The following is a 20,654-nucleotide window of genomic DNA, read 5'->3' on the forward strand; positions in this document are numbered from 1 at the left end:
AATACCGCCTTCCAAATTTAATTTTCATTGGTGCATCGGTTGATTTTCCTGGCACTTTTGTGAGTAGTAATTAGAAGAAACGTCTGTCTTAGAATCAGCAACTAGTCGTACACTTCCATCTAATTCAACTACCCAACTTGTCGCCTCAACAAGCGGATTTTGACTCGAAGGAGGACGGGAAAACTCTTCTACTCTCCCAACCTCTCTTGCCTCAACTTCCTCTGTTTGAGAGACTCGCCAATCAGTCCAACTGGGTGACGAATTCAACGCCTCTCTAGGAGTCGGTGGCAATCCTCCCCGCCCCGTGACGACAAAGCTGTTTACTCTTGCTTGAAATGAACACGTTTGGGCAATTTGATTGCTATCGGCAATCGTTTCAGGTAATTCTGTTAATCCTTGACTAGGGTTAACATCGGGTGTGTCAATCACGACTACCCCATCAATACCAAATTGGGAACTAGCACTGATATCACTTAAAGGGGTGCGGCTGTCTCGGAACTCCAGCCCAAATACACCTTGAGCGGTAATGTTGATCTTGCCACCTATCCCGTCAAAAGCATTGGCAACAATATCACTATCTTCATCAGGAACAGCGATCACAAATTGGGCATTAATATCAATATTGCCGCCATTACCATTGTTTCCAGCTTCAGCGGAAATCAAACTATTACGGCGCATGAGTAGGAGATTCTCGACATCTAACTGAATATTGCCACCTTCACCAGAGGCAGAGGAAGCAATAAGTTGTCCTTGGTGATTGAGGAAAATGTCGGCAGCGTTAACGTCTAAGTTCCCAGCTTTGCCTACTCCTACACTACTAACCGTGACTTGAGCGCGATCGCTCACATTCAATTGCTCTGTGGTAATTGTAATATCACCAGCAACCCCCGCTCCCGCCGTGCTAGAACTTACCAGCACCCCATCACTCAGGTCAAAATTCAAAGTAAAAATGTTGGCATTACCGCCATTACCTGTAGAATTAGGTGCCGCATTGACAAAAATGCCACTTGCTGCGCCTTGATTCCCGACTTGTGTTTTGCCGTAAATATCCGTCTCGGTGCCGAATTGCTCTAATCTCGCTTGGTAAGTTGAGTCGTTTCCAGAGATTTGGATCTGCTCACTAACATCTAAGTCAATCGTACCGCCATTACCACTGCCACTCGTGATTGCGTTTAGTTGCCCACCCCCAGTTAGGGTGAGAGTATTGGCATTGACAGCAATCGTGCCACCGTTTCCATCAGAGGTAGTCCGGGCATCAATGACGGCAGCATCAGCCAGATTCAAGCTACCTGTATTCACAAGAATATTGCCCCCTGCGCCAGCAGAATTGGTGCTGCTAAAAATCCCGCTAGAAACTCCATCCACAAAATCTGGGGCAGTGGTAAAGAAGAAATTTATGTCATCGTAAAAGATATCTGTTGGCGTAAACGTGGTGTTCGTTCCTACAACCTCAATGGTTTCAGACGTATTAATCTCAATACTACCTGCATTACCTTGTCCCGATGTTACAGCATTAATTTGAGCACCATCCGATAAGAAAAGCGATCGCCCAACAAGATTAATGTTGCCACCTTCACCGATTCCCGATGGTTGTACTGCCGTTGCCACATCACTATCCGCTAAGGAAATGTCCCCAGTTGCCTCAATTAAGACAGTACTTGCATCACCTTGTCCGGCTGTATCAGAACCAATAATTGACTGATAGGTAGAAATCGAACCAGCTTGAATGTCCAGCATTCCAGCATTGCCGATGCCATTAGCAAACACTCGGCTGGTGATATAGCTTTGACTTAACGACAACTCATCTTGTACTTGTATAGAGATATTGCCTGCATTTCCCTGGGCTTGTCCACCGAAAATACCACTATCACCAACAGCAGTAGAAATTTCTACGCCGTTTTTTAGCAATAAAGAGTCAGCTTGAATATTAATATTGCCACCAGTCCCTATTGCTATTGCCATCTCACCGGACGGCTTAATATTAGTTGTAATTGATGATAGCCAGCCTCTGCCATCTAGCACCATTGGCCCGTTGACATTAATATTAATATCTCCCGATGTTCCAATTGCCTCGAAAGATATACCTGTTTCAATACTGCTACCAACTACATTCAGTGAGCTAGCATTAATCGTAATATTTCCAGCATCTCCCTGACCGCGAGAAAATGCAAATAGTCCCGGATAGCCAAATATACCCGACTCTTTAATAAAGCTGACTTCATTATCAGCAGTAATCATAATATCGCCTGCATTACCGACAGCAAAGTATTGAGCTGAACTATTTAGTACGCTGTCATTAGAGAGAATGTCATTACCTGCCGCGACATTAATATTGTTTCCATTTCCCCCAATGGTACTCTCAGTATCGGCATAGAGGACGCTGTTAGTCATGACGACATTTTGTGCAGCTTGCAAGGAGATTTCTCCCGCATCACCCGTTCCATAAGTCGTGCTAACGAGTTGCCCCTGATTGATAAGAATACTGCCATTGCTACTAGTAAGATTGATGTTAGCTCCCCCACCAAAGTCACCACCAGAAGAGTCTATATAGCGAGTGGTAATATCACCCATCGCGCTGAGACTCACCGCGCCACCATTTACACCGGGAAAGTCGGCGTAGGAAATGAGTACGCCTTCACTAGTGTCTATTGCACCATTGGTACTCGTTAAACTAATAGTGCCACCATTGTTGCGATCGCTAATTGTAAAAATATTACTACTGGTAATATCACCGTTGGCAATCAGATTAACACTCCCACCATTACTAACCGTCTCAAAAGCGTTAGTGTTGATATTGCCAGTTAGGTTAATTCCACCTCTAGAGTCAATAACTACAGAACCACCATCCCCAAACGAATTTTTAAGAATGATTGCTCCTAGTTGAATATTGCCGTCAGCTAATCCAAGATTCGGAGTAAACTGATTGCTCAAAAAAACCAAGCCATTGGCGGCATCAATACTATCGTCAAAGATAATCCGGTTGATGCTAATATCAGCACGGGTTGGTGTTCCCCCAGCCGGGGTAGGAGTCGCAAAAAATGTTGTGGTTCCGGCTCGAATATCTACTACAGGTCTAGCGGTACCATTAATAGTGATCAAAGTACCCTCAGAGAGGAAAACAGTGCTGTCGTTAAACGGTGTACCCACCCCAGTAATCTTAATGGTGTCTGCCGTTACACTTCCGCCAGCTAGAATTTGTAGCGAACCTCCGGTATAGTTACGAAAAGCAACATCACCACCGAATTGAAACACAGGATCATAAGGACTGACTAAATCTCCCAAACTTCCATCTAATTGTTCAATACGAAAGCTACCCCCGGCTGTGAAGCGTCCATCACTCCCTGCTGGGTTAGCACTTCGGAACACCATATTTCCCTGAGAAATTAAGCGGCTGTTTGGGTGATTGAGAACAAAAATATCAATAGCTTGATTTCCTTGTAACAGTAAATCTCCCCCAGCTTCGGCAACGAAAGGAGTAGTGCTACTATCCCTAATTTGTACTTGGTTATAGGCTTGTAGCGTTAAATTTTCCCCAGCCTTTAGTTGACCTTGTAAATTTAGATTGTCCGCTGCTAAGGTAAGATTTCCTGAGGCTGATAAATTTCCGACATTGGTAATCGTCCCTTGGTGGCTTGCCATTTGATTAAAAAACAATGCCCCTGGAGAGATAGAGAGTAGAGTACTCTGTTCGGGATTTGTTGCGCTAAAAAATCCTTGCCCACCTAGTTCTATTGCATCAGCCGTTGTCGCAACAAATGAACCTCCAAGATTTAACGAGGCATTTTGTCCAAAAATTATCCCATTCGGGTTGATGAGAAATACGTTAGCCGTACCATTAGCGCGAATTAAGCCATCAATGCTAGAAACATCTCCTCCTGTAACGCGACTAAGGATGTTTTGTATGCTTAAGTCATTGTTAAAGTACGCAGTTTGTCCTGTGAAAACCGAAAACTGCTCGAAGCTGTGAAATAGGTTAGTGCCGGATTGGGTGCCTTCAATAATCTCAATTGTATTGCCATGGGGAGTAACAACAGAATTATGAGGCAACGTATGATCGGGTACAATTTGCGCTTGTACCGATAATGTTGACGCTAAGAAACAAGAGGTGATGGAAACTAATCGCGCCGGGGTGTTGTTGTAAGCTGAGCGCGAACAGTTTAGTTTAACAACAGGTTTTATCCAGTCTTTACAACTCAAGATATTGCTCGCTAAAATCGGAGGATTATCCTTCCGCCTTCAAATGATCTAAATCAAAAGCATTCTCCCTCTATGTGGCTCAAAGAACGAGGACTTGTCAAGCTTTTGGTAAACAGAATAGTCCTTCACCAACACTAAAGGCTACCAACTAAATCATTCGTGAAGGCTGGTGATAGGTAATGGGTAATCGGTAATCAAAACTGACTCCGACCAGATCCATCACCAACGACCATTCCGTAGCAAAATTTCACAAATCGGCAGAGGATTGCTGTTGTTATTTAAAGTGAGTTCAACCGTAGGCAACAATCCGACTTCCCGAATAACTGCGATGTGGCAAAAATTTACGGGAGGCTCACAAACTGCATCACGTTTGCCTGAAGTCTAACTATCATGAAAGTCTAGAGCTTTGACAGCAAGGTAGGTTATCAACTCAGGACTTACGCAGAACCTCTCTCGTTGTAGGGTGGGCACTACCCACCTACTACTACGAATAGTGTTAAAAGAAGCAATTTGCGTAAGTCCTACAACTGAAAAATTCACTTACCTCCAGCATCTAGAGATTAGACAAAAACAGACGTGAGCATTTGTGAACTAGGAGGGGTCGTGGAGTTGATAGAACCACTTCGGAAAGCGTACCAAAAGCATATGTTGAGGACACAGTTAATTTCGCAGGGGCAACAGGATAGTGCGAGTATCAGTCCTGGAGACTGGTCTTGGCGTTTCTGGCTTACTGTGCCGCTCTACCCATACAATAGGCGGCGAACTGTTCGCAAAGAAGTGGTTAAGGACACGATCTGGACGTTCGACCAGTTGCAGGGCATCCTCTATACTGTCGTACCGATTCGCATGAGTGTGGTTAAGCTCGAAAAAGGAGGACTCCTCGTTTATGCGCCAGTTGCGCCGACAAAAGAGTGTATCCGCCTTGTTAAGGAGTTGGAAGCGAAGCACGGTGAGGTGAAGTATATCATCCTGCCAACTGCCTCTGGCTTAGAACACAAGGTCTTCGTTGGTCCTTTCGCTAGGCAGTTTCCTGCTTCACAAGTTTTTGTGACTGCAAACCAGTGGAGCTTTCCGCTGAATCTGCCACTGGGTTGGCTTGGTTTCCCTACTAAACGGACTCAGATACTCCCAGAGGCTAGCGGTGATACTCCGTTTGGTGAGGAGTTTGACTACGAGGTGCTGAGTATTAATCTCGGACGGGGTTCTTTTGAAGAAGTGGCATTATTTCACAAGCGATCGCGCACTCTATTAGTAACAGATTCCGTGCTTTCTGTGCCCGAAAAACCACCAGAGATTGTCCAAGTTGACCCATACCCCTTACTCTTCCACGCCAGAGACAATGCATTCGAGGTGGTTGAAGACACTGAGGCAAACCGCCGCAAGGGATGGCAGCGCATTTCACTGTTTGCTTTGTACTTCGGCCCAAGCAGGTTGGAGACGATTGGGCTGGGGCAGGCATTTCGGGAGGCTCTCAAAGCGCCAGATCGATCTAGAAGGGCGTATTTTGGTTTGTATCCATTCCGATGGAAGAGCGACTGGAAGCAGTCATTCCAGGCGCTGCGAGGAGGCGGTCGTCCCTTTGTCGCACCGATTCTCCAGATGTTCATTTTCACCCAAGGACAGAGGGAAGTACTCGACTGGGCGGATAAGGTGGCGAAGTGGTATTTCAATCGGATTATTCCCTGCCACTTTGATGCGCCCATTGAGGTAGGGTCGCAGCAGTTCCGGCAGGCGTTCACTTTTCTTGAGAAGAAGCCCTCCGGTGAGGGCACGTTGGGAAGTGGAAGTCAGCCTCTACCTGAGGAGGACTTAGAATTTATAAGGAAACTCGAAGAGAACCTGACCAAGAGGGGCATCACGTCGCCAGCGAAGGACAATGTATGAGGTGGTGATTTTTTGCGATCGCTTTCCTGCTCGTCTAATAATGGCATGACAGACAGCTTAAGGGAACCCTTAAGTTAGGATATGCCCAGTCTTGCGCTTAATGTAATCTAGGAGTTTTTGGTAAGTATCTGGGTCTTTTTGCTCATTAATAATGATTGGGATCGAACTATCTGGTAACCAAAATGTTAATCGACCACTAGCAGAGTGACAAAAACTACTGATGCGGTTGAGGTCAATGACATAATCATTGCGCTCATAACTCACTTGTAGCCAAGACCCAGATAGTGCGTGTGCTGATACGTTTTGGATGTAGCCAAAAACTTGTTGATAATCCTCTGGGTCAGTTTGCTGGTTGATGATAATCGGGATTCCACTGTTGGGCAACCAGAACGTTATCTTGCCATTTGGGGCGCACACAAACGCACTGAGACGGTCAAGATCAACGACATATTCTTTGCGATCGTAATTAACTCTTATCCAGTACGCCACAAAACCTCCTCACTTACAAAGTGAGTTCTGGCAGAACAAACGCTTTTGGTTGCCCAATTACAGGAACAAGCATGGTTCAAGATACCTCTGCTGGAGATGGTTGTGTTGAGACGGTGCTAGAGTGGGCAATACTCTCATCCATAAGCGACTTCTGTGCCTCTTCGCCATGTGCTGTGCCTGACGACACCCCTTCGGCAAGGCGAATTGCGGCTTGCACAAACCCCTGGAACAAAGGATGGGGAGTACTAGGGCGAGAGCGAAACTCTGGGTGGAACTGAGTCGCAATGAAGAAGGGATGACTAGGAAGTTCAATCATCTCTACTAAGCGACCATCCGGTGATGTCCCACTAATCACATAGCCAGTATCCAAAAACAGATTGCGATAAGCGTTATTAAATTCATAGCGGTGGCGGTGACGTTCGTAAACCACCTCATCCTGATACAGCGAGAACGCCAGTGTATTCGGCGCTACACGGCAAGGGTATAGACCTAATCGCATTGTGCCGCCTAAATCCACGACATCTTGCTGTTCTGGTAACAGGTTAATCACCGGATTTGCCGCATTAGGAGCAAACTCTGCACTGTTTGCCTCTTCCAGTCTCGCGACGTGCTGTGCCCATTCAATCACAGAACACTGCATCCCCAAACACAGGCCAAGGAAAGGAATTTGATTTTCACGGGCATATTGAATCGCTGCAATCTTACCATCAACCCCACGGACACCGAAGCCACCAGGGACAACAATACCACTTACACCAGCCAGAAAATGTTCAGCCCCGTAAGATTCAAGCTCTTCAGAACTTACCCAACGCAGGTTTAGGTCACTTCCTATCGCGATCGCAGCATGGCGTAAAGCTTCCACAACCGAAAGATAGGCATCACTTAATCTTATATACTTACCAACCAGCGCAATCTCAATCTGGCGCGTTGGAGAATAAAGACGCTCTACCAGCGTTTGCCACTGCCTCAAGTTGGGTTCGCGTTGCGGTAGATGTAATAACTGTAGGGCTTGCTGTGCCAGTCCCTCTCGCTCCAGAATTAGGGGGACTTCATATATACTCCTGGCATCCGGAGACGTAATTACCGATTCGACGGGGACATCACAAAATTCTGAAAGTTTCTCTTTTAACCCAGGATGTAGGGGGCGATCGCATCGGCAAACTAAAATATCTGGTTGAATACCAATTGAACGCAGTTCCTTCACCGAGTGCTGCGTTGGCTTGGTTTTCATCTCACCTGCTGCCGGAATCCAGGGAAGCAGCGTCACATGGGTATAAAGCACATTATCACGCCCAACATCCTTACGAAACTGACGAATCGCCTCCAAGAACGGCAAGGATTCAATATCACCCACCGTTCCGCCAATTTCTGTAATCACCACATCTGGATTCGTATTCCTCGCAACCCGATGGATACGCTCTTTAATTTCATTTGTAATATGGGGAATGACTTGTACCGTACCCCCCCTGTAGTCGCCGCGACGCTCTTTATTGATTACCGCCTGATAAATCGAGCCTGTAGTAACACTATTGAGGCGCGACATGGATGTATCTGTAAAGCGCTCATAATGCCCTAAATCCAAATCTGTCTCCGCACCATCTGCCGTCACAAACACTTCCCCGTGCTGAAACGGACTCATGGTACCGGGATCGACATTAATATAGGGGTCTAGCTTGAGAATCGAAACCGAATAGTCCCGTGACTTGAGCAAACGTCCTAAGCTGGCGGCAACGATCCCCTTACCGATGCTAGAGACAACGCCCCCTGTTACAAAGACAAACTTAGTCATAAAATTTTTAAGAATACAAGACTTTTAGAGATTCACCCCGTCAATTGTGCCACACTCTTCAAGAATTGTTGGTTGCTGGTGGTACGCTCTGCCCTAGCAAGTGGGCAAAAGGGCAATTTTATGCTTCTCCCTTTTACCTTCGACGGCAGACAGACGGTAATCACCGCTATTCTGAACGGTAACAAATCGCTGCTAACTTTTACGAAAGTATTACATTCTTTTTAAGCAGGTTACACAATGGCTAAGTTTTACCCAGATATCACTGCACCGTTGCAAGATTTCATCAAAGACCAAAAAGTTTTTTTTACAGCAACAGCACCACGCCAAGGTCGAATAAACTTATCACCTAAAGGCATCGATACATTCCGCTGCATTGATAACAAAACAGTTGCTTATCTTGATTTAACGGGCAGTGGTAATGAAACAGCCGCTCACTTAAATGAAGATAGTCGAATGACTATTATGTTTTGTAGCTTTTCTGAAAAACCTTTGATTTTGAGGCTTTATGGTCAAGGGAAGGTAATTCATCCAAGAAATGAAGACTGGCAATCTTTCTATTCACTATTTAATCCTGTGCCAGGAGAACGCCAAATTATTTTTATGCAAGTTGATTTTGCACAAACATCTTGTGGCACAGGTGTACCAATTTATGAATTTAAAGAAGAACGTCAAGCGATTATTGATTGGGCAAATAATAAAGGTGAACAAGGACTTTATGAATATTGGCAGGCAAAGAATTTGAAAAGCATTGATGGTTTACCTACTAAGCTTTTGGAAGATTAAGGCTAGATTAAAGGCTGTCGATTGAAATATTGAATTAGTATATTTTTTTGATGGTTGACTATTAAGCGATGAACATTTAACCTAAAACCACTGAATCTAAAAAATTAGAGTAAGTTATAGAGTTTTAAAGAATTATTCAGTTTTAAGAATGAGAACTATCCTGGGATTGGCGTTGTTAGGAACTTTGATTACCTCTCCGGCTTGGGCAGAACAACCGCTTTATGTTGCCTATCCTCCCACTAAACATCAGACAACTGCCGATCGCATTTTCCTAATTGGCACAGCACCACCAGCAGGAGAAGTGTTGATCAATGGTTCTCGTGTTTCCCGGAGTGCAGCAGGAAATTTCGCACCGAGTTTCCCGTTGCAACTGGGAGAAAATGTATTCACGTTACGCTATCAAAACCAGGAGATTCAGCTTCGAGTCACGCGGCAATCCACTCAACCAGAAGTACCAGTTGGCTTAGCCTTTGGTAAAGATTCGCTGACACCAACGGTAGATATTGCCAGACTACCAGGAGAACTGATTTGTTTTGGCGCGATCGCACCTCCAAATGCTACGGTATCCGTCAAGTTAGGTGAACAAACAATTCCCTTACCGCAACAATCCCAAGCGGTTCAGCTACCACCTAATTCAGCGATATTGACAGCACAAAATCAACCAGCTACAACATCAGCGATTGGTCAATATCAGGGTTGCGCCACAGCTTCGACAGCCGTTAACTTAGGGCAACCGCAATTTCAGCTCACATTGAATGGTAAAACAACAACCCAACCTGCACCAGGAAACGTGTCGATTCTTTCTCCGGCAAAACTAGAGGTTGCAGAAGTAATTGCCGAAGCGGGTGCAGCCCGAACAGGCCCAAGTACAGATTACTCTCGCCTAACACCCTTACCAAAAGGTGTTCGGGCAACGGTTACAGGACGAGAAGGGGAATGGGTACGCCTTGACTATGGTGCTTGGATTAAAGCATCGGAGGTTCGCATTCTGCCAGGTGCGGTACCGCCGTTGTCACTCATTCGCAGTATCAGCGCCCGTCAGGTTGAAGGGGCAACAGAAGTCGTGTTTCCGCTACAAACACCCGTGCCCGTGAGTGTCCAGCAAGGCGATCGCACGTTTACCCTAACGCTTTACAACACAACCGCCCAAACCGATACAATTCGCCTAGATGATGACCCTATAATTTCCCGTCTGGATTGGCAACAAGTGAACCCTACGCAGTTGCAATACACCTTCAACCTCAAATCACAACAACAGTGGGGTTATAGCCTTAGATACGAGGGAACAAGCCTTATTCTCTCTCTTCGTCATCCGCCAAGAATGGGGCGTGGGGGAAGACTCTCTCAAGCGAATCAACCGCTAAGGGGAATGAAAATACTGGTCGATCCAGGACATGGCGGCACAGAAACGGGTTCGATTGGGCCAAATGGTTATCCAGAAAAAGATGTCAACCTTGTGGTGTCTAAGCTGCTGCAAGAACAGCTAATTGCACGGGGGGCAACAGTATATATGACACGGGAGGAGGATAAAGAGGTATCGCTTGCTGATCGCATGAAGATGATCGATCAACTGCAACCTGCGATCGCGCTTTCAATTCACTACAATGCCCTTCCTGATAGTGGTGATGCGATAAATACGAAGGGTATTGGTACCTTCTGGTATCACCCCCAAGCCCACAATCTCGCGATGTTTCTGCACAACTACTTAGTTGAAGAGTTAAAGCGTCCGTCATACGGTGTGTTTTGGAATAACCTGGCTTTGACTCGTCCTTACAGTACCCCAGCAGTGTTGCTGGAACTGGGTTTTATGATCAATCCAGAAGAATTTGAGTGGGTGATCAATCCGCAAGAACAAGAGAAATTGGCAAATGCGATCGCAGATGGCGTTACTGAATGGATGACAACTCAAGCCAAGTAGAGGGAAAGGGGAATGGAGAAATTTTCCTTTTCCCCTTTCTCCTTTAAGGTTTAGCTGTTGCCATAAAGGTTAGGACAGATTTAAAGGTCTAAACAACCACATACTAGTAATAAACCTTCTGCCCTCTGCCCTCTGCCTTTTGCTATAAGAAGCCCTACCTATTAGTCTTTGACAAATGTCCACTCTAGTATCTTGAGTGGTGCGGTTTGCAGGGCTTGCCTGAGGCTAGCGTTATCCTCAAATTTCACTTGCGAGAGGTAGCAGGCTTCAACGTTGACGGTAAACGGTTCCTCTTGAAACGGCCAAGGTTTGACAGTGACTTTTTCATCTTTGAGTTGAACTACGTCATAGCGTGTGCCGTCTGCGCCTTTGCAAATTTCTAAAGCCCGTTCACCTACAGGTAACTCACCTTTGCAGAGAATTAGAGAAAGGCGATCGCAAAATTGCATAAAAGCATAGGCATATTCAACGTCTTTCTTTTTCAACTTCAACTCTTTCTGCCAACGTTGTTGATTCTCAAGTTGCTCATCAAGAAACTGATCCATTTCCTTTGACTCTCCGCGTTTGCCTTCATTGAGAAAGCTCATATGCTTCGAGATGAGTAAGGCAACCCACCGCCCTCGGTATTGGGAATTCTTCGTCATTTCTCTCAGCTTGTCAAACGAAGTGGATTTGTCGAGGGTAAAGTCAAGGGGTGTACCCGCAGGTGTAAGTTCGTTACTTTCCCATTCACGTTCTAAATCGTCGTGGTGGGAGATTGCCGCGATTGTTTCATATAAGCGAACTGGAGAATCTTCTTTCTTCCAATGTCCCGCTAGTTGAGCAGCAAGCAAGGCGTGGGCGCGATGGTAAATCACTTCCCAACCATTCTCATGTTGGTTGACAATCACGAAATGATGATTCTCCTTTATTCCTTGTAATCCTTGTAGAGCCGATTCAGTAATCGCCATTTTTAGGTGATTCGATTAGTGGTTAGTTGCTAGAGATGTTGCTTGCTAATCACGCTTCGGGTTCATCACCCGGAAAACGAAAACTATGAATCGCTGTTACAGGTTACCTGGAGAATTGAAGGGTTTCCCACTGCATCAAGACAGAGATAATGAACCTGTCCAAATTTCTCCCGACTTTTAGGAGAAGGTTAAAAGAATAAGCATTCGACTTAGAGGCGCAAGACGCAGCGCCCCTACAATACTGCTGTACTAAGGGATATGATGTTTAGCGCATCGTGACGAACTCTTCAGCGATCGAAGGATGGAGTCCGACTGTAGCGTCGAAGTCTTTTTTCGTTGCTCCCATTTTGATTGCGATCGCAACTCCTTGAATGATTTCTGCTGCCTGTTCGCCGACCATGTGGGCACCGAGTACCTTTTCGGTATCCTCCTCAACGACTAACTTCATCATGATTCGTTCGTCCCGACCACTGAGGCTATGGTACGTGGGTTTAAACTTGGCGCGATACACCTTCACCGCCTCAGCGTACTGTTCCCGTGCTTGGGCTTCTGTTAACCCTACTGTTGCCGCTTCCGGTGTCGAAAAAACGGCAGTGGGTATATTGTCGTAAGCCATTGTCCGGGATTTACCGCCAAACTGCGTATCGGCAAAGGCACGACCTTCGTTAATCGCTACAGGTGTTAGATTCATACGGTCAGTGCAATCGCCTACGGCAAAAATATTTTCTTGCGAAGTTTGGCTGTATTGATCAACTGCGATCGCACCATTGTTAATTTCTACACCAGCATTCTCTATCCCTAGGTTCTTGAGCTTCGGCTTACGACCTGTAGCTGCAAGAATGGTATCTACAATTATGGTTTCGTTGTGCTTACCTCCGAGCGTTACCTTCAGCCCTTCTGCTGTCTTTTCAATGATTGGAGGGTCAGTAATCATCAGCATCCGGACTCCATGCTTTTGCATCCCCTGTTGAATCTCAGCACGAATATCGTCGTCAAATCCTCGCAAAATCAGGTCATTCCGGATAATCTGTGTCACATCGGAACCCAAGCCATTCATAATGCAGGCAAATTCCACACCGATGTAGCCGCCACCCATAATTAAGAGTCTCTTGGGTTGCTCTTCGAGGAGGAACATCTCATCCGAGGTAATCGCATATTCCATGCCTGGAATATCTGGCTTAACTGGATATCCCCCGACAGCAATCAAAATCTTATCCGCTGTCACTTTACGGTCTCCGATTTCCAGGGTATGGGGGTCGAGGAACTTCGCATAACCCCGAAACAGTTCCACGCTTGCTTTATCCAGCATGTTTTGATATACCCCGTTGAGGCGTTCCAGTTCCTTATGAACGCCAGTAATCATCTTTTTCCAATCAAGGGTACTTTGTACGGGACTCCAGCCAAAGCCTTGAGCATCCTCAAACAGGTCAGGGAAATGGGAGGCGTAAACCATCATTTTTTTGGGAATACAGCCCCGATTGACACAAGTACCACCCAAGTCCTTGAATTCTGCGATCGCAACCTTAGCTCCATATTGAGCCGCCCGTCTTGCCGCCGCAATTCCGCCAGAACCCGCCCCAATCACAAACAAATCGTAATCGTATGTCATTTGGTAACCTCCCTCTACTCTTCAAGTGTAAGAACTAGGGCAGTAGTATGACACACCCTTACTAGCACAAGAGGGGTGATGAGGCGATAAGTGAAAAACTCCAAAATTTTATGTGTATGAACTTCCGACCGCCCCATCTTCCCCATCTCCCCTCACTTCTTAGGCGGAGGTACCGAGCTTCTGGGTACTGAGTTACCAGAATCTGTCTGGCTCGGATAGTCGTCCTCCGGTTGTAACTGCTGTCGTCCGTTCCGAATAACCCGAAGCATATCAGTAAGCTGCTGCTCGATACTAAGCAGTACTGAATCGGCGTATTCGTCAGCACCGTTTTGAATATCCTCACAATCGGCAAGCGTTAATTGGCGCATTTGCTCCAATTCTTGTTGAGCTTGTAGGCGCATCCGCTCAATCTCAGCCAGAGTTTGCTCTTGAACTGCCTCACACTCTTGCTGAACCCGTTGTCGGATTTGACTCGCTTCGAGTTCTGCCTGCTGAATAATGCCCATTTCATCCAAAAGCTGATCAGCCCTTCGCTCAGCAGCTTCCATAATTTCTTGGGCATATTCTTCCGCTTGCAAGAGAATTTCTTCACGCTGGCGGACAATCTTTTGGGCTGTGTCAAAGGCGTCCGGCAGATTCTCCCGAATCAAATCCAGTTGAGCCAGCAATACCTCTTCATCCACCAACGTGCGCTTAGTGAAGGGGATATGAGGGCTATCAAAAAGAATCTCCTCAATCCGGTTGAGTTCCTGCTGTATGTCTACACCTCCTGATCGACTCGGAGGCGGGTCGTTGGGGTTGCTGGGTTCGTCGCGGTCGGGGGGGTCGATCCTGGATGAGTCTCGGCGTAACATCGGTAAATATCTAGGGCAACAGCATGGGGAACAAGATGATCGACAGAGCCGCCAAACCTGGCAACCTCTTTAACCACGCTACTGCTTAAGAAGCTGTACTCGTTAGACGTGGCGAGAAAAACGGTTTCGATCTCATCCCAGAGGGTTTCATTGGTATGAGCCATCTGGAGTTCTTTTTCAAAATCTGAAAGTACCCGTAGCCCCCGCAACAGCACTTTAGCATTCCTCAGTCTTGCATATTCCACGGTCAAACCAGCAAAACTGTCAACTTCTACATTAGGTAGATCTATTGTGCATTTACGAATCTGCTCAACTCGTTCCTGCACTGTAAATAAGGGAGATTTGTCGGGGTTACGAAGTACGGCAACAATCACCTGCTCGAAGAGCTTAGAGCCACGCTCTATGATGTCGAGGTGACCTAAGGTGATGGGATCGAAGCTACCCGGATAAATTGCAATCACGAGAAAAGAGCATCAGGGAAGTTACTCAGGTGATTATACCGATACCAGTCAACCTCAACACGATTATTGGAAGACGATTAATAATGAGATTTTCCTATCGCTGGTGTCTATACGGCTAGGAAAGCCGTTGCCGTGCTTGTTGATGAAAAAATGCTTAAACAACATTTAGCGATCGCTTCTTAACTATCAACGTTAACGGCTGGTAAAGATTTCCTGTCATATTTGATGACTCAACACCATCCTCTATCCCTCCGTGCTTGGTCAAAACTCCATCAAAGTAGGTTAAACAAAGAGTATTGACTGCAAATAAATCGAGAGGGCACCCAATGTCATCATCACTGGCAGAACGTCTCAGTGAGGCAAGGCATAGTCGGTTTGTTGGGCGTGCTTTGGAGCTGAAGCTATTTGAGTCGGTAATTCTCCCAACCAGACACAACGCTGACACCGTTGATTTACCGTTTCAAGTCCTGCACGTCTTTGGGCCGGGTGGTGTTGGTAAGACAACTTTGCTGAGTGAGTTTACTCGGATTTGTGAAAAAGCCCAGGCTCCTACTGTATCCATAGACGCTCGTAATGTCGAACCGGCTCCTGAGTCTTTTTTAAGTGCATTGCGGTTCGCCATGAACCTGAATCCCAACGACTCGCTTCCGGTTCTCGCTGCCGAATTGGAACATAAAGTTCTTCTAATCGACACCTACGAAACCTTTGCACCCCTTGATGACTGGCTACGAGAAGTTTTCTTACCTCAATTGCCAGCCACAACCTTAATTGTTCTCGCCGGACGGCACTCTCCCTCCTCAACTTGGAGAGCTGACCCAGGATGGCAAGCTTTAATCCATATCTTGCCATTGCGTAACCTCAGCCCAGAGGAAAGCCGCACCTATTTGAGCAAACGAGCTGTCCCACCTGTCCAACACCGCTCAGTTCTAGATTTTACCCATGGTTATCCTCTAGCTCTTTCCCTAGTGGCGGATGTGTTTGCTCAGAAAGGGGATATCCAATTTCAGCCTGATGCTGTGCCGGATGTAATAAAGGCGTTGTTGGAAAAATTTGTACAACAGGTTCCAAGCACCGCTCACCGCATGGCATTGGAGGCTTGTGCTTTGGTGCGCCTGACAACAGAAGCCTTACTGGCCAGAATGTTAGGGATGCCTGATGTTCATGAGTTATTTGATTGGCTGCGAGAGCTATCATTTATTGAACCGGGTCAACAAGGACTATTTCCTCATGACTTGGCGCGTGAAGTCTTAATTGCAGATTTGCGTTGGCGTAATCCTGACTGGTATGCCGAACTTCACGGACGTGCTCGCACCTACTACACCAGTCGTTTGGAGCAGACTCAAGGTCAGGAGCAGCATCGGATTCTATTCGACTACATTTTCTTACATCGGGACAACCCAGCCGTTAGACCCCGTTTCACTTGGCAGGAAAATAGCACTCTCTTGACGGATTCCTTTCGGGAAACAGACAAACCAGCACTGCTGCGGATGGTTACTGAGTATGAAGGAGAGGAATCAGCGCGTCTGGCGGCTTACTGGCTAGGACGGCAGCCACAAGGGGTGTTGGTGTTTCGGGACGCTCAACAGCAGCCAGCCGGGTTTGTGATGATGGTGGCGCTACATCAGGCGAGTAACGAGGACTTAACTGTAGATCCAGCGGCACGTTCAACATGGCATTACCTACAAAACCATGCACCGTTGAGAACTAATGAAGGGGCAACTCTATTTCGCTTCTGGATGGCGCGGGAGACTTACCAAACAACGTCACCAACTCAAAGCCTGATTTTTATTAACTTTGTGCAACATCATCGCCTCACAGCAGGACTTGCGTTTACCTTCTTTCCTTGTGCGGAACCGGAGGATTGGGCGGCAATGTTTGCCTATGCTGACTTGGCACGTCTTCCGGAAGCAGATTTTGAGGTGGGAGGACGACGCTATGGAGTATATGGGCATGACTGGCGAGTGTTACCCATGAAGGCGTGGCAAGCGTTGCTGGCACAACGGGAGATTGCGGCTTCGGCACAAGCGATCGCATCATCTCAAGTAACTGAACCGTTAGTGGTTCTCTCGCAAGCTGATTTTATGGGGGCGGTACGCGATGCCCTGCGAGATCTTTCTCGTCCAGATGCGCTACAGAATAATCCGTTGTTGCGATCGCGTTTAGTGATGGAGAAAGTGGCTGTCACCGCTGAAGGGACTGAGGCAATTGCAGCTTTACAGGGTTTGCTACGAGAATCGGCTGAATCATTAGAGGCATCCCCTCGTGATGCTAAATGCTATCGGGCGCTTTATCATACCTATCTACACCCAGCACCCACTCAGGAACAAGCGGCTGAGTTACTCAATTTACCCTTTAGTACCTTTAGGCGTCACTTAAAGAATGGCATAACGCGAGTAGCAGAGATCCTCTGGCATCAAGAAATTAACTGATTAATCTATTGGGTTATGTCAGTGAGAAGGCTTGCTGCAATAGTTAAGTATCAGGACACTCGATAAAGCGATCGCTTTTTCTCATCTATACCAATTGACAGAGGGCAACTGCCAATCAGTTTGAGAGCTTGGTAAGGACTGGCTTAATGCCTCTTAATTCTCTAAGAAAATGATGAAACTCAAATTCTTACCATTAATAGTTGGGCTAATTGCAGCAGCCGCTATTTCTGCAACTCCCCTCACCGCTTTTGCTCAAGATACCGCGCCACAATCTCAACCAACAAGAACTCGCATTCAACTCACTCCAGATCAACAAACTCAATTTCAGCAGCTTGAGGCAAACGCTATTACTGCCATTGAAAAGATCCTCACCGCAGAGCAAAACACTCAGTTTGCTCAGGCAAGACAGAATGGTCAAGGACTGAATGCGATCCAAGGTCTTACGGACGAGCAGAAACAGGGCATTGTTGGGGTTATTGAAAACTTGAACACCGAAATCGGAAATCTCCTGACACCAGAGCAAATTCAGCAAATTGAACAGGGTCAGTAGTTCAAGATTATCCTGAACTCCTGAACTTCTGTATTCTTTTTGTTGAATTCAAAGAACAGCTATATAAAACCCGCCCTCTTCTCAGTCGGCTGAGTGGGGCGGGTTTTAGGTGTTGAGTTTTCTGTGGTTCAAAATTATTCGCTACACTCGTCCCTACAATCATCTGCCATCTGGTTAACCAACAAGGACTTCATTCAGTCTGTAGGCGCACGAGAATAGCTAATTGTTTGATGCGGCAACAAAACCTAGCGTTAAACTGTCATGAGCGAGGAAATGGGCAAGATGATAAGCTCTTTCCTCAGTTTTCAAGAGAATTGTTTCGTATAGATAGCGAGTAGCGCGATCGCCTAAACTTTCTGCTTGTCCAGCTTGACGCCGAATCAATTGAATGACTGCTTGCTCAGCGGCTAAGTCATTTTCTACCATCTGGCGGCAAGGAAAGACACCATCCGCTTCGGGTGAAAAGCAGCACAGTTGCGCTAAGGCACTGAAGCTAGCAGCGGGTACTCCACCGAGTCCATCCAAGCGTTCTCCAATGTCATGAACATGACCTTGCACTTGTTCGTAGCCCTCATTAAAAAACTCATGTAAAGAGTAGAATTCGCTGCCCTCTACAACAAAGTGATGTTTCTGATATTGCAGGTAAAGTCCTTGAAAACTGGCTAAAGCAATGTTTAATCCTTCACAAACAGGTGCGGTGACACTGTGATCGAGTAAGACAGGATTGTCGTAGACTTCGCCAAATGTGCGTAGTAAACCCTGAGTTTCTGACATAAGCGTAGTTTCCTTTCATTAAGGAAGTTTTATTGCAATGAAAGTCTAACACGCCCTCTTCAGAAATTTCAGCAGGTTTCGCCTTTACCTTAATAAAGGTTATGTGCTGGCTTCTGGGTTTTTGCGCGAGTTGGGTGTAATCCCGGATATATTTAGTTGTATTAGTTGAGAATCTCTAGCATTTGAATTATATCTATTTATGAGGGTTAATTAGAAAAAACTCTTTTCCAGCTAAGCTTCTTGGAAAAGCCGGAAGCTTTATTGAAGCGACTAATGATAAAATATTGCATTTTTTGAAACGCATGAATTCATCTAGTTTCAACCCAGAAGCCGATCAAGTGATTGAAATAGCTTTTGCAGATCGGTGGCAAGTTTATAGACGCCTACAAGAGCTAGGAATTTCTTGTCAGTGCAGGACAAACCAGCCTTTAATCGTAAAGGCTGGTAACGTTGTTGAGGCGATTCAACTCTGGAGCGTTGTTCGGCAACTGACGCTTGGACGTCGTGAATTAGCTTCCTGGTTGGAAAGCTGCTGGCAAATTCATGATTAGGGAATGGGGAAGAAGACAAGGAAAAATCTTTCTTGTCTCTACGAGTCTCTGGTCTACTGAAAGGTAAAAAAACTACACCCGTAAGTTCCCTACTCTCCATCCCGCCCCAGAGGGACTGTCTTACTAACCTTTATCCAAAACCAAACATCTTCATGGCACAATCGGCAATTCTGCATTTAGAGGGTATTACCAAGCAGTTTGAGCAAGCAGCTTCCCCAGCAGTTGCTAATGTTACGTTGACGTTGCAGCGGGGGGATTTGCTAGGGTTACTCGGTCCCTCTGGCTGCGGTAAAACCACGCTGTTGCGGATTGTAGCGGGTTTTGAGCAACCTCAGTTAGGAACGGTGGAATTGGCTGAGCGTTTGGTGGCGGGTGCAGGTTGTTGGGTACCGCCAGAACAACGGGATACGGGTATGGTGTTTCAGGACTATGCTTTGTTCCCTCACCTGAATGTCGCCCAGAATGTTGCCTTTGGGTTGAAAAAGAGTCGGGGTAAAACTACTGGGGTATCTATCAAGGAACGCAGTGCAGAAGCGATCGCACTGGTTGGATTAACAGGGTTGGAAAAACGCTACCCTCACGAACTTTCCGGTGGTCAACAGCAGCGCGTTGCCCTTGCCCGTGCTTTAGCACCACGACCCGCTTTGATTTTGCTAGATGAACCCTTAAGCAACCTTGACGTTCAAGTGCGTTTACGACTGCGCCACGAAGTACGCTCAATCCTCAAGGAAACAGGGACTTCGGCGATTTTTGTCACCCACGACCAGGAAGAAGCACTTTCCATTTCAGACCAAGTGGGCGTTATGCGACAGGGACACTTAGAGCAGTTGGGGACACCAGAAGATATCTATATTCATCCCAAGTCCCGCTTTGTTGCAGAATTTGTGACTCAGGCAAACTTCCTTCCCGCCCAACGTCGAGGACACCTTTGGGAAACGGAGGTGGGGTTATTTGAAGTGAGGACACTCGACACACAAGACACTTCATTGGATACGGGGGAATTAATGCTGCGTGAAGAAGACGTGAGCCTAGTGCCCGATGATGATGCTAATGTTACTGTTTGCGATCGCCATTTTCTGGGTCGTGAGTACCGTTACTTTTTAGAAACGCCCTCTGGTAAAAAATTGCAAGTTCGCACAACACTAAACACTCAGGTTCTAGTAGGAACACGGGTAAAGCTGAGTGTCGCTAGCTCATCAATACAAATTTTTTCAACCACTGCACCAATGTCTGAAAATACCCCTGCACTGCGTTCAAAAATTGCCTAACTCGTCCTGAATTTGAGCGATGTATCGAGCCGTACACTGGGATAAAGAAGCTCATGATCGCTTTTAAATTCACAATGAAGCAGAAGAAATTATTAGCTGGAGTTAGCAGGAAAATCCTTTTCTCCAAGCGCAGAGTATGCATGTAGAA

General features: G+C 46.3%; 15 protein-coding genes. 7 read left to right on the forward strand and 8 right to left on the reverse strand.

Annotated features, from left to right (window positions below; translation table 11 throughout):
* Positions 1-24 precede the first annotated feature (24 nt).
* Entirely contained in the window at positions 25-4,197 is a 4,173-nt protein-coding gene (locus H6F98_RS03395; RefSeq protein WP_206759631.1) for a filamentous hemagglutinin N-terminal domain-containing protein, read from the reverse strand.
* Positions 4,198-4,842: 645 nt separating this feature from the next.
* Here H6F98_RS03395 and H6F98_RS03400 point away from each other — a divergent pair.
* Positions 4,843-6,081 (forward strand): DUF4336 domain-containing protein, encoded by a 1,239-nt coding sequence (locus H6F98_RS03400; RefSeq protein WP_192217261.1) that lies wholly within the window; start codon positions 4,843-4,845, stop codon positions 6,079-6,081.
* A gap of 69 nt (positions 6,082-6,150) precedes the next feature.
* Here H6F98_RS03400 and H6F98_RS03405 read toward each other — a convergent pair whose 3' ends face one another.
* Together H6F98_RS03405 and H6F98_RS03410 are read right to left on the reverse strand one after the other, a co-directional pair.
* Positions 6,151-6,570 (reverse strand): hypothetical protein, encoded by a 420-nt coding sequence (locus H6F98_RS03405; RefSeq protein WP_192217262.1) that lies wholly within the window; start codon positions 6,568-6,570, stop codon positions 6,151-6,153.
* 76 nt (positions 6,571-6,646) lie between these two features.
* Entirely contained in the window at positions 6,647-8,359 is a 1,713-nt protein-coding gene (locus H6F98_RS03410) for a CTP synthase (RefSeq protein ID WP_192217263.1), read from the reverse strand.
* A gap of 237 nt (positions 8,360-8,596) precedes the next feature.
* Here H6F98_RS03410 and H6F98_RS03415 point away from each other — a divergent pair, with 237 nt between their 5' ends.
* Positions 8,597-9,142 (forward strand): pyridoxamine 5'-phosphate oxidase family protein, encoded by a 546-nt coding sequence (locus H6F98_RS03415; protein ID WP_192217264.1) that lies wholly within the window; start codon positions 8,597-8,599, stop codon positions 9,140-9,142.
* 148 nt (positions 9,143-9,290) lie between these two features.
* Positions 9,291-11,060 (forward strand): N-acetylmuramoyl-L-alanine amidase, encoded by a 1,770-nt coding sequence (locus H6F98_RS03420; RefSeq protein ID WP_192217265.1) that lies wholly within the window; start codon positions 9,291-9,293, stop codon positions 11,058-11,060.
* A 161-nt stretch (positions 11,061-11,221) separates the two neighbouring features.
* Here H6F98_RS03420 and H6F98_RS03425 read toward each other — a convergent pair whose 3' ends face one another.
* From H6F98_RS03425 to coaD, 4 genes are all read right to left on the reverse strand, one after another.
* Complete coding sequence (locus H6F98_RS03425; RefSeq protein ID WP_199348264.1) at positions 11,222-12,010, reverse strand: DUF3891 family protein; 789 nt, start codon at positions 12,008-12,010, stop codon at positions 11,222-11,224.
* Positions 12,011-12,275: 265 nt separating this feature from the next.
* Positions 12,276-13,619 (reverse strand): glutathione-disulfide reductase, encoded by a 1,344-nt coding sequence (gor, locus tag H6F98_RS03430; RefSeq protein WP_192217266.1) that lies wholly within the window; start codon positions 13,617-13,619, stop codon positions 12,276-12,278.
* Between the two features lie 152 nt (positions 13,620-13,771).
* The gene (locus H6F98_RS03435; RefSeq protein WP_192217267.1) at positions 13,772-14,473 is read right to left on the reverse strand and encodes an ATP synthase F0 subunit B; all 702 of its coding nucleotides are present in this window, start codon (positions 14,471-14,473) and stop codon (positions 13,772-13,774) included.
* On the reverse strand, positions 14,380-14,934 hold the full coding sequence (gene coaD, locus H6F98_RS03440) for a pantetheine-phosphate adenylyltransferase (protein WP_192217268.1): 555 nt from the start codon (positions 14,932-14,934) through the stop codon (positions 14,380-14,382). Before coaD ends, H6F98_RS03435 begins: the two co-directional genes overlap by 94 nt.
* Before the next feature lie 326 nt (positions 14,935-15,260).
* Between coaD and H6F98_RS03445 the strand changes: the two genes are divergently transcribed.
* Complete coding sequence (locus H6F98_RS03445; RefSeq protein WP_192217269.1) at positions 15,261-17,363, forward strand: ATP-binding protein; 2,103 nt, start codon at positions 15,261-15,263, stop codon at positions 17,361-17,363.
* Between the two features lie 169 nt (positions 17,364-17,532).
* A complete protein-coding gene (locus H6F98_RS03450) occupies positions 17,533-17,913 on the forward strand; it encodes a hypothetical protein (RefSeq protein ID WP_192217270.1) in 381 nt (126 codons plus the stop codon).
* Positions 17,914-18,132: 219 nt separating this feature from the next.
* Here the strand turns inward: H6F98_RS03450 and H6F98_RS03455 are convergent, their stop codons facing one another.
* A complete protein-coding gene (locus H6F98_RS03455; RefSeq protein WP_192217271.1) occupies positions 18,133-18,687 on the reverse strand; it encodes a Dps family protein in 555 nt (184 codons plus the stop codon).
* A gap of 302 nt (positions 18,688-18,989) precedes the next feature.
* Between H6F98_RS03455 and H6F98_RS03460 the strand changes: the two genes are divergently transcribed.
* Complete coding sequence (locus H6F98_RS03460; protein ID WP_192217272.1) at positions 18,990-19,238, forward strand: Asr1405/Asl0597 family protein; 249 nt, start codon at positions 18,990-18,992, stop codon at positions 19,236-19,238.
* A gap of 152 nt (positions 19,239-19,390) precedes the next feature.
* Positions 19,391-20,506 carry an ABC transporter ATP-binding protein gene (locus H6F98_RS03465; RefSeq protein WP_192217273.1) on the forward strand — a complete coding sequence of 372 codons (1,116 nt, stop codon included), beginning with the start codon at positions 19,391-19,393 and terminating at the stop codon, positions 20,504-20,506.
* Positions 20,507-20,654 lie beyond the last annotated feature (148 nt).

Source organism: Microcoleus sp. FACHB-SPT15, from assembly GCF_014849525.1.
In the GTDB taxonomy this organism is placed as follows: domain Bacteria; phylum Cyanobacteriota; class Cyanobacteriia; order Cyanobacteriales; family Coleofasciculaceae; genus Symplocastrum; species Symplocastrum torsivum.

Coding starts and splice junctions, on each gene's coding strand:
- H6F98_RS03410 (WP_192217263.1), bottom strand. CDS start 8,359: ATGACTAAGTTTGTCTTTGTAACAGGGGGCGTTGTCTCTAGCATCGGT.
- H6F98_RS03445 (WP_192217269.1), top strand. CDS start 15,261: ATGTCATCATCACTGGCAGAACGTCTCAGTGAGGCAAGGCATAGTCGG.
- H6F98_RS03420 (WP_192217265.1), top strand. CDS start 9,291: ATGAGAACTATCCTGGGATTGGCGTTGTTAGGAACTTTGATTACCTCT.
- H6F98_RS03415 (WP_192217264.1), top strand. CDS start 8,597: ATGGCTAAGTTTTACCCAGATATCACTGCACCGTTGCAAGATTTCATC.
- H6F98_RS03460 (WP_192217272.1), top strand. CDS start 18,990: ATGAATTCATCTAGTTTCAACCCAGAAGCCGATCAAGTGATTGAAATA.
- H6F98_RS03435 (WP_192217267.1), bottom strand. CDS start 14,473: ATGTTACGCCGAGACTCATCCAGGATCGACCCCCCCGACCGCGACGAA.
- H6F98_RS03450 (WP_192217270.1), top strand. CDS start 17,533: ATGATGAAACTCAAATTCTTACCATTAATAGTTGGGCTAATTGCAGCA.
- H6F98_RS03455 (WP_192217271.1), bottom strand. CDS start 18,687: ATGTCAGAAACTCAGGGTTTACTACGCACATTTGGCGAAGTCTACGAC.
- H6F98_RS03465 (WP_192217273.1), top strand. CDS start 19,391: ATGGCACAATCGGCAATTCTGCATTTAGAGGGTATTACCAAGCAGTTT.
- gor (WP_192217266.1), bottom strand. CDS start 13,619: ATGACATACGATTACGATTTGTTTGTGATTGGGGCGGGTTCTGGCGGA.
- H6F98_RS03425 (WP_199348264.1), bottom strand. CDS start 12,010: ATGGCGATTACTGAATCGGCTCTACAAGGATTACAAGGAATAAAGGAG.
- H6F98_RS03400 (WP_192217261.1), top strand. CDS start 4,843: ATGTTGAGGACACAGTTAATTTCGCAGGGGCAACAGGATAGTGCGAGT.